Origin of the sequence: Campylobacter concisus (assembly GCF_003048405.1) — a bacterium.
Classification (GTDB): domain Bacteria; phylum Campylobacterota; class Campylobacteria; order Campylobacterales; family Campylobacteraceae; genus Campylobacter_A; species Campylobacter_A concisus_Q.
Window position 1 is genome coordinate 1 of the sequence record NZ_PIQS01000010.1, and the last position, 9,114, is coordinate 9,114.

Below are 9,114 nucleotides of genomic sequence, written 5' to 3' on the forward strand. Positions count from 1 at the left end.
ATAAAGCCGATTATATCGGCGTTTAGTGTAAAAAGTGATATATAAAAGGGGTTATCCTGCCTATCTTCTCGCATTATATTTTTTTAACTTTACTTACACTAACATCATTACAAATCTTTTAAATAGTTGGAGTTTTTATTTTGGCTAGGACAGAAGCGCAATGGGATGAATTTTTAAAAACTATCAGAGCTGGGCGAACAAAAAATTCAATAAATGAGCACAAAAATATATCTTTTAGCTCGAGCCATATTTCATCGATTAAAAATTCTTTCTTAAAAAATACAAAACAATCTGTTGTGAAGATGATTTCAAATTTACCACGTGAAAGTATTAAAAGATGTATTGACTACACTCTTAATAACTCAATTGATGGCTCTGCCATCAATGAAAAAGGGGAGAGAGTAAGCAGTGACGAAATTATGAAAAATTGGAGTAAGGATTTTGGCACAAATAAAAATTCAAAAGACGCTTGGCATCTGATTTTCTCAATCAATGAGCCATGCAATGACGAAAAAACACTAAACGCTCTAGTTGATAGTGTTAGTGAAATTTTAAGTAGAAATTTTATGGGGCATAAGTATGCTTTGGTGCTTCACACGCATCAAAACAACCCACACGTGCATGTGGTTCTTAACAAGCGTAATGATATGACTAGGCGTAAAATTCATTTTGATACTCGTGACGAGATTAAAGATTTCTTCGACGAAGTTCGCACTGATTTTGCCTATTCGCTTGGCGCAAGAGGGTTAAAATACGAAAATAAAAACGCTATGCATAAGGATTTAAAAAAAGAATTTTCTAAAATAAAATCTAGTGTCAACCTTGAGCAGGATAGCTATACGGCAAAGGATAAAACACTAGAATTTTACGAGCAAATGCAAGAAAAAAATAAGAGAGAATACAATGCAACTTCCAGCCGTATTAAGGCTATGAATGATGAGATTGATTTGCTAAAAAAAGCTAATGATGAGCTGACTAGGCAATTTTTACTATACGTTCAGAAAAAGGGCAAAAAACGTTTTAAGCTGGGTAAGGAGCTAAAGGAGAATAATAAAATATTACTTCAAAAACGCAAGGATTTAATAAAAGAGATTAAAAAGCTTGATAGTCTTTCATATAAAGCTACTCAGATTAATGATATGCATTTGGCTCACTACAAGGATCAATCTGATACCCTTAAATTACTTGAAAATTTTAGTTATAACTTTAACAAAATTTATCCGCACGGTAAAGGCTCTAGTAAAGCCGACTGGCTATTTTCTAAAAAGGTAAAACGATCTATTGCTGTGCTTCGTGGGCGTGATGATAATGCTAAAAAATACTTTGATGATAGCTTAGTTGCTACACGTCTTTTGGGTCGCAATGAAAGTCTTTTTAAACTTAATAAAAAACTTGAAATTTTAGATCAAAGCCTTTATATTTTACATCACTCCGAGCTTGGCGATACTGAGAAAAATGAATTTAAAAAGCGACTAGATGATAATAAAGATTTTATAGCCGACATTTGCAAAAAACGCTTTTCATATATTGAAAATAAGCTATTAAAATCTGAAAAAATTAGTAAGGACGATTTTCTTTTAAAAGAGTATTTTAAAGGCGTATCTATGCTTGATACTACGGCTAACGAACGACTTATTAGGATTAAAAATGAGCGTAGGCTTTATAAGGATGTTTTGGCTGAGCGTGAGGCTATGGGCTTAAATTCTTACTCTTCGTATGATAAAACTCAAAATGAAAAAAATAACGATCGTAGTAGATAAATGCTATTATCTACTATTTTAAAATTTCTTTGATTGTTGTTTGATGGTTTGCTAAAAAAATAATAAAATATATAATAATAAAACTACATATAATTAAAATTAATAAAAGTTAAGAATAATAAATAAAGTAATTTTTTATAAAAATTAAGATAGTAAATATTAAAAAATGTGTTATTTCGTTGGCACGTTCTTTAAAATACTTTTGACATTCCTATCTGTATAAACTTCATCTCTTTTACTTATGTCGAGAAAAAGTACTATAAGCTCTTCGTCTTGTATAAAACATATTAAACGATAGTTTTTTACTCTATATCTCCATAATCCACTCAAATTCTCAGTTAATCCTTTTCCACTACTGCGAGGATCATCACTTTCCTCGAGCCGATCAAGAAACTTTTGAATTGGTTTTTTTATTGAGCCGTCAAGTTCATTAAACTTCTCTTTGGCATAATCGCTAAATCGTATCTTATAAGCCATTTTCTTTCTTTATATCAGCCCATGAGGTTGATTTGCTTCCGCTAGCCAAATATTCAGAATAAAGCTTTGCTCCAAGCTTTGCATCTTCAATATCTTGTAAGGCTTCGCTGTCGATCTTATCTTTCGATGTGTTGATATACTTTATCGTATATGTTGGATTGCTGGCTTTGGCGACAGCGTTTTTTATAGCTTGGATAATTTGTTGATTTAAATTTTCGCCTGTAATAGTTATTGTTTTCATGTGTCTTGCTCCGTTTTATCTATTCTTATCCATTATTTTTTCGATATCTATATCTGCGCCTTTATCTTCTGTTTCGCAATAACTAGCTTCAACTGCATAATTTTTTCCAAGAGTCCTAACCAAATCTGGTTCGTTTCCTATATATCCTTGACTTCTTAATTGCTTATATTTTTTTATGATTTCTGCACAACTTTCTTTTTGCTCTTTTTTTTGCACCTTTGGCAGTTGAAACTCTGCACATCCACTAAAAAACAACCCAGCTATTGCTGTAATTATCAAAACCTTATTTACTTTCATTGTAAATCCTTTTTTAAGAAAAATTATAACATATTGTATAAAATTTTACGTTATAAGGCTATTTGGTTTCTCGACCAGCTTTATCATACTCTGGCTCTTCTTTGCTCTTCTTCGTCGATCTGACACACTACTTCGTCGTCGTGCCATATCATGCACCCAAGGGAGTCTAAGTACTCAACCATCAACCTAACACTGCTTTTTAAAAATGAGAGCTCTCTATCACTTATATTTGCAAGCTCTCTTGACTCTAGTGGGAGCGGAGCTTTAATTAACTCATTCATTATTTCATTTGCTCTCTCAAATTTATTATAATCTCTATTCATGTTTGCTCCTTTTATGGCAATTTAAAACCTATTGCATAAATCGGATACACATTCTCTATAAACCCACTTTTAGCCAAAGTTTCTCTTATTTCCTTAAAAGTATGGCGACGATCATCATATTTGATCCAGCCACCTTCAATATCTTTTTTCTCAAAATACCAATACACTTCATCTATATTAATATAGCTTTCTTCGACATGCCCCTGTTTAAGTGCCATGCTATTATCAAATTTATCTGCTGGCTCGGCTGGTTCTATAACATAGTAGTATTCATTGTCGCTAGCTGCTTTATAAAAATCTACTACTCTATAGATAGACTCGAATTTATCAAGTGGTCTATCCATGTGCTTTTTTAGGACTATTCTGTCATTTGATTTAAATTTTTGCATTTTAGACTCCTTAATTGTTTAGGTTTGCTAGTAAATTTGACTTTTCGTCTTCTATGCTCTTAATTACATCTTCTTTATTTGTAATTTCGCAACCAAACTCGTCTGCTAGCTCAATTATGTACTTTTGAAGCCTAGCACATTCGGCTATGACTTCTTCGCTGTCGTCATCCAAATCCCCTAACCATTTGCATTCTTTTAACGCCTTTAGCGTCATTTCATGCCTGCAGTAGCTCATAAATATCTCTCTCATCTTCTACTCCTTATCTATTTTCTCTTATATTTTGCTCTATAACATCTTTTGTGGCTCTTAGTGACTCACAAAATGATGTAAACTCGGTCTTTTCGCCTTTATTGTAGGTAACATAAACTACGTTAGTTGTGTTCGTGTCGTTTAACATGGCTTCGTATACCACACCATTTCTTTGCATCGATATATGCTTTTCATCGCCATTTATCTTTCCGTATTGACTAAGTAGGTTAATTATGCTGTTTGCTTTCATCTCTTATCCTTTCTTTTTATAATAAGATTATATCCAAAATAAACTTAATAAATAATAAAATAATAAATAATAGAATATCATATAATTAAAATATTCAGTAGTAAAAAAATAATCTATAAAATAAAATAATAAAAATACAAACATAATATTTAAGCATTTTTTAAGTTACATTATGCTTTTTTCTTCCCCCTTTTTAAATTTACACATCGCTTTTAGCGATGCTACTATATTGCGGGGCGTTGCGGGGTATCCCCGCTTAATACCATAAAGAGCCGAGACCTAGGCTCGGCTCTGGCGTTCCAGCACTCTAGTGCAGGTCGCCTGCCATAAATTTCGGACAATTTGTAAAAATAAATTTACTCAACAATGCGTCAAACTCCCACACAAAGGGGCTAAACCTAACTTCATCAATACTTATTTAAAGCTTAAAGTTTAAAAAGCAGATGGCTTGCATTCGATTACGGCTCATAAAATTTCGGACAATTTGTAAAAATAAATTTACTCAACAATGCGTCAAACTCCCACACAAAGGGGCTAAACCTAACTTCATCAATACTTATTTAAAGCTTAAAGTTTAAAAAGCAGATGGCTTGCATTCGATTACGGCTCATAAAATTTCGGACAATTTGTAAAAATAAATTTACTCAACAATGCGTCAAACTCCCACACAAAGGGGATAAACATCACTTTATCAATACTTATTTAAAGCTTAAAGTCTAAAAGCAGATGGCTGTTTTTTATCGTATCTTAGATGATCTTTCGTAGTCTTTTTCAATTTTTGCATTTATCAAGTTAAATCGCTTATAGCTTTCTCTCATTCCCTGCAATGTCTTGATCTTTGGTTCTATTTCTCTAAATTTTTCAATATTAAGGGCGTATAGGTCTTTTATTCTACTTTTCTTAGCATCTGGCTCGAGAAAGTCGTATTTCTTTGACAAATACTCAACTTGCCGAGAAAACTCCTTTAAAGGCTTTGTTATGCTGTCGAGATTAATTTTATTACTACTTATACCTAATGCTGTGCCTGCTACCAAATCATCATTAAAGTCCTTTAGGATTGGTTTGGCTGATCTCGCATTTGGTACTATTTCTAGTATCGCTTTTGTAAATTCTTTGCCACGTTCGTCATTATCAAATCCTAGTACAACTCCTGCATTTGGTGCCAGCTTTGTCAATGCTTTTATGACTTCCTTTTGCGTTGCCGATATTTGACCATTTGTTGAGCATAGGAGTGTTTCTTTTAAATTTACGTCTTTTATTTCACAATATGATAATGTATCTATCATGCTCTCACAGATTACAATATTTTTAAAATCCTTTGGATTCTTGTGTGCTTCGTCTGCCTTGAGTATTTCAAGCCCCTTTATTCCATTGCAGAGCTGTTTTATTGGCTTAGCGTATGCCTTTCCTTGCTGATCCTGCGTTAAAGGCTTTGATAAATAGCTTATATACCCTGTCTGCTTTAGAAATTCTCTTTTGCCACTGCTTAGTTCCAATACACTTAATGTATATGTTGGCACTATTGCATTCTTAAATTTTTCATCCTGCTTGAGGCTACTAAATTTTATCAGGATATCACTTTTAATTTTTCTTTTGCTAGTCAAAAATGAGTTTTCATCTATCTTATTTAATTTTTTAAATTTTTCTACTATAATACTATCATTTTCTTTTTGTTTTATTATTTCTTTAGTATTGATTTTTAACGTCTTTACATCGTTTATTATATTTTCATCTATTAAATCTTTTATTGAAACACCACGATTTTTGGCGAAATTATAAATATTTCCTCTATCATTATCATCGCTTGGGTTAAAGTATAAATAGTGTCCGTTGCTTTTTCTCGTTATGATAATTGTATCGGAGTTGTTGTTTGTGAGTGTCTTGTAATTTTGGCTACTTTTCTCTCGTTTTTCAAAGTAGCCATTATTCTTTAAAATTTCATCTAGTGGGAGTTCGACTAAATTTTCTTTGTTCATTGTTTAGGACATAATTTTAAAAAGTTCTCACGCTTCTTTGCTTGTTTGTGTGGTTTTTTGTCTGTTATCGAAAAATATTTTTTAAGTGCTGGAGCACATTCGCTTGGTCTTGTTGGGCTCGATAGGCATAATAATGCTTCGCATGCTAGCTTTGCATCTCCTGTTATTTCCTGTGCTACTGCACTACCTGCAAACATTGTTATGGCAACAATACTTAAAACTATTTTTTTCATTTTTACTCCTTATTTAAAAAATACAAATTTTGGAAGCCCTAGCTCATCTTTTGGCATTTGTTTTGTTTCTGGGTCAAATATTGCATCATTTCGCTTATATTCAACAACTTTTTGGTTAAAGCTATCTGGCGTTAAGTCTCTAGCACTATTGTCTTTCATGGCTTGTCTGCTCGATGCCATTGCGCTGGTGTAATTGATATTTAGCTCATATTGCTGTTGCATATTTTCTAAAATTTTAAGCAGTATAGAATTTGTTAATGCTTGAGCCTGCTTTTGATTATTAGCTTTATTTAGTTGTTTTGCTAGACTTTTTAAATCATCTTGCATCTTTGCTCTAGAAAATCTGTTATCTTTGTCAGCATTATAAAAAACGTCTTGAAATTTTAGAAGATTGTTTGTTTTCTCTATATTATCTCTCTCTTGTAAAAACCTTTCCGCATTTTTAATATTGCTGATCTGTGCCTGATAGTTTGCTCGTTCTATTGGGTCAACTGCCTTATTCATTTTTTGGGTTAATTCTTCTATACTCTTGCTTATATTTGCTCCATTTTGCAAAGCAAAAATGCACCTATTTGCTTTGTCCTTTATTTTATTGCTTGACGTTTTTACAGTATGACTAAAAAATTGGCTATTTTGCTCTAAGAATGAGCAGGCTGTTTTAACTCTTGCTATATCCCCCATTATGTCTTGTGGTAAATTTTTTACATCTTCGTATATACTTTGCATTTGCGATATTAAACTTTGTGCATCGCCTAATATCTCATAAACGCTGTTCATATCTACACCAAGCTCTTGCATTTGTTTCTCGAAATTTAGTGTATCTTTTACCATCTGCTCGTATTGTTTGATCTGTTCTGCGTAGTCTTTCAGTGTTTGCGTGTATTCCATAACTTGTTGGGCTATCGCGGCTACGTCAATAGTTGGTATACCACTAGCATTAACACTACTTAAAAATAGTGAAGATGCTACGGCAACTGATATAATCATTCTTTTCATTATTTTTTCCCTTTTTTACTCATTTTTTATAAGCTCCTGCTTTGTTCTTGGTCTTTCTCTTTTGTCTTATTTAGTATTTTTTCTTTGCTCTGCGCTAAACTATCATTAACTTTTTTATAAAATTTAGGATAACTATTTTTAAAATTTGGCGTTTCTTTCTCTATTTCATTTAACATTTTATTTAATTTTTCGTATCCTTTTACATCAAGCCCTTTTTTAATTTCTTTTTCATACGTTGTTTTTAGTTTTGCGTAGTTTGCATGTTCGTTTTCTAATTCTTTTAAACCGCCCTTGACTTCTTTGCGTTGCTTATAAACTTCTTTAACCAGATCTCCCACTGCATCTTTAAATTTGGGACTATCAAAGGCTAGCTCTAGCTTTTCTTGTCGCTGGCGTTCTTTTGTTTCGCTTTCTTCTTTGCCCTGTCGCATCATCATTTCTAAACTTCTATCCATCTCCTGCAGAGCAGTCATTATGTCTTTTATATCGCCACTATTCATCAGATTGTCAATTGATTTTTGAAAGTTGGCTTCAAGTCTAGATTGTTCATCTCTTAATTTTTCAAGCTCTTTTTCGTGCTGGTTTTCTAGTTCATCAGCTTTTCTGCTCCAGTCTTCTTGTTCTGCTTCTCTTTCTTGTGAGTGTGTTGTAATTGCGACATCCTGCTTGGCTTCATTTTTATTCTCTAGCTCAGCTTCTTTTGCCTTGATCTGCTCATCTATCTTTTCTTTTTCTTTTAAAATTTCAAGGCTACTTTTTAGGGTGTCATTGCCGTCTATTTCATTCAGCTTATCGCTTACAAAGTCTCTCTTTTCTTTTGGGCTTTTAAATTCATTAAACTCAGCTTCTTTTGCCTTGATCTGCTCATCTATCTTTTCTTTTTCTTCTAGGGTATTAACGGCTTCATTCAAATTCTTATTTAATTTTAATTCCGCTGTTTCAAAAATAAATTTACGATTTATGTCTTGGATCGTGTATTCTTTTTCATTGTCGAAGTTCTCTTTTAAATCCATATCCATTTCTCTCATCGTGAGTATTTTAATTTTGTTGAGCTCTTCTGCGCTTATGTCTGTTTTATAGATATTGTTAATAGCTTCTCTTACTTCATTATCGTCGTTGCTACCATAAGCTGTATAAAATTCTCTCGCACATGCTACTGCACCTGTTTCGTTGCTTTTAAAAATTCCTGTGTTATCGATAGCTTCTTTGCATGCTAACACCTGCTCTTTTACACTGCTTTGTTTTATTTCTTCGGATGGCATCACCATTTCTTGCTCTTTAAGATAACTCCATTCAGCCAATTGATCTTGAGTTAGCTCTTCTGCCATTTTCTTTCCTTAAACGATAGATTATTTAATTAATTTTACCCTTTATTAAATTCAACTAACTTTTAAAAAGTGATATATAAAACAACTATTTTTAAGCTAAATTTAATAAAAGCCACAATCAATCTTTAAATGCTCTACAATCAAAAATAAGTGTTTAATGCTATCCTTTCTTTAAATTATTTTTTAAAAGCCAACACACCCCTTTAAAATCAATTTAAACGCTAATTCCTTTCTTAAATTTTTTCAACCTACAAAACAATAAAAAATTTAAAAACTCAAAACAACATAAAATAACTTTAAAAAATTTTTAAGCTTCTACTTATTTTATTAAAATTTAAATTTTCTTATTAACAACATCTCTAATAAAAAAATTTCTTTCCCTTTTTAAATTTTATGTATTTATATATTAGTGTTTAGCGTGGCGGACATTTTGTAAAATATTAAACTTTTTATTTAATTTTTCCTTAGTTAAAAATATCCCTATTTTTTGGTGTTTTTAATTAATTCTTTTTATTTATAACTTAAAATAAAAATAACAAATAAAAGGACATTTTGTAAAATAAAGCCATTAAAGCAAGGTATATTAAGCATTTA

General features: G+C 31.9%; 12 protein-coding genes. 1 reads left to right on the top strand and 11 read right to left on the bottom strand.

Annotated elements, in window-relative coordinates:
• The first annotated feature begins 140 nt into the window (after positions 1–140).
• The gene (locus tag CVT18_RS10095; protein ID WP_103560447.1) at positions 141–1,760 is read left to right on the top strand and encodes a relaxase/mobilization nuclease domain-containing protein; all 1,620 of its coding nucleotides are present in this window, start codon (positions 141–143) and stop codon (positions 1,758–1,760) included.
• A gap of 171 nt (positions 1,761–1,931) precedes the next feature.
• Here the strand turns inward: CVT18_RS10095 and CVT18_RS10100 are convergent, their stop codons facing one another.
• The 11 genes from CVT18_RS10100 to CVT18_RS10150 all read right to left on the bottom strand — a co-directional run bounded on the left by CVT18_RS10100 (position 1,932) and on the right by CVT18_RS10150 (position 8,520).
• On the bottom strand, positions 1,932–2,237 hold the full coding sequence (locus CVT18_RS10100; RefSeq protein ID WP_051303952.1) for a type II toxin-antitoxin system RelE family toxin: 306 nt from the start codon (positions 2,235–2,237) through the stop codon (positions 1,932–1,934).
• Positions 2,227–2,478: a hypothetical protein gene (locus CVT18_RS10105; protein WP_021091971.1), complete on the bottom strand. Its 252-nt coding sequence runs from the start codon at positions 2,476–2,478 to the stop codon at positions 2,227–2,229. The genes CVT18_RS10100 and CVT18_RS10105 overlap by 11 nt, the downstream gene beginning before the upstream one ends.
• Before the next feature lie 15 nt (positions 2,479–2,493).
• Entirely contained in the window at positions 2,494–2,775 is a 282-nt protein-coding gene (locus tag CVT18_RS10110) for a hypothetical protein (RefSeq protein WP_103560448.1), read from the bottom strand.
• An 83-nt stretch (positions 2,776–2,858) separates the two neighbouring features.
• Positions 2,859–3,098, bottom strand: coding sequence for a hypothetical protein (locus tag CVT18_RS10115; protein ID WP_103560449.1), 240 nt, complete (start codon positions 3,096–3,098; stop codon positions 2,859–2,861).
• Between the two features lie 11 nt (positions 3,099–3,109).
• On the bottom strand, positions 3,110–3,487 hold the full coding sequence (locus CVT18_RS10120; RefSeq protein WP_103560450.1) for a hypothetical protein: 378 nt from the start codon (positions 3,485–3,487) through the stop codon (positions 3,110–3,112).
• A gap of 10 nt (positions 3,488–3,497) precedes the next feature.
• Positions 3,498–3,737 carry a hypothetical protein gene (locus CVT18_RS10125; protein WP_103560451.1) on the bottom strand — a complete coding sequence of 80 codons (240 nt, stop codon included), beginning with the start codon at positions 3,735–3,737 and terminating at the stop codon, positions 3,498–3,500.
• Between the two features lie 10 nt (positions 3,738–3,747).
• Positions 3,748–3,987, bottom strand: coding sequence for a hypothetical protein (locus tag CVT18_RS10130; protein ID WP_103560452.1), 240 nt, complete (start codon positions 3,985–3,987; stop codon positions 3,748–3,750).
• A 737-nt stretch (positions 3,988–4,724) separates the two neighbouring features.
• A complete protein-coding gene (locus tag CVT18_RS10135; protein WP_107811804.1) occupies positions 4,725–5,963 on the bottom strand; it encodes a toprim domain-containing protein in 1,239 nt (412 codons plus the stop codon).
• The gene (locus tag CVT18_RS10140; RefSeq protein WP_103560454.1) at positions 5,960–6,196 is read right to left on the bottom strand and encodes a TrbM/KikA/MpfK family conjugal transfer protein; all 237 of its coding nucleotides are present in this window, start codon (positions 6,194–6,196) and stop codon (positions 5,960–5,962) included. Before CVT18_RS10140 ends, CVT18_RS10135 begins: the two co-directional genes overlap by 4 nt.
• A 9-nt stretch (positions 6,197–6,205) precedes the next feature.
• Positions 6,206–7,192 (bottom strand): type IV secretion system protein, encoded by a 987-nt coding sequence (locus CVT18_RS10145; RefSeq protein WP_107811805.1) that lies wholly within the window; start codon positions 7,190–7,192, stop codon positions 6,206–6,208.
• Between the two features lie 26 nt (positions 7,193–7,218).
• Entirely contained in the window at positions 7,219–8,520 is a 1,302-nt protein-coding gene (locus tag CVT18_RS10150) for a hypothetical protein (RefSeq protein WP_234410343.1), read from the bottom strand.
• Positions 8,521–9,114 lie beyond the last annotated feature (594 nt).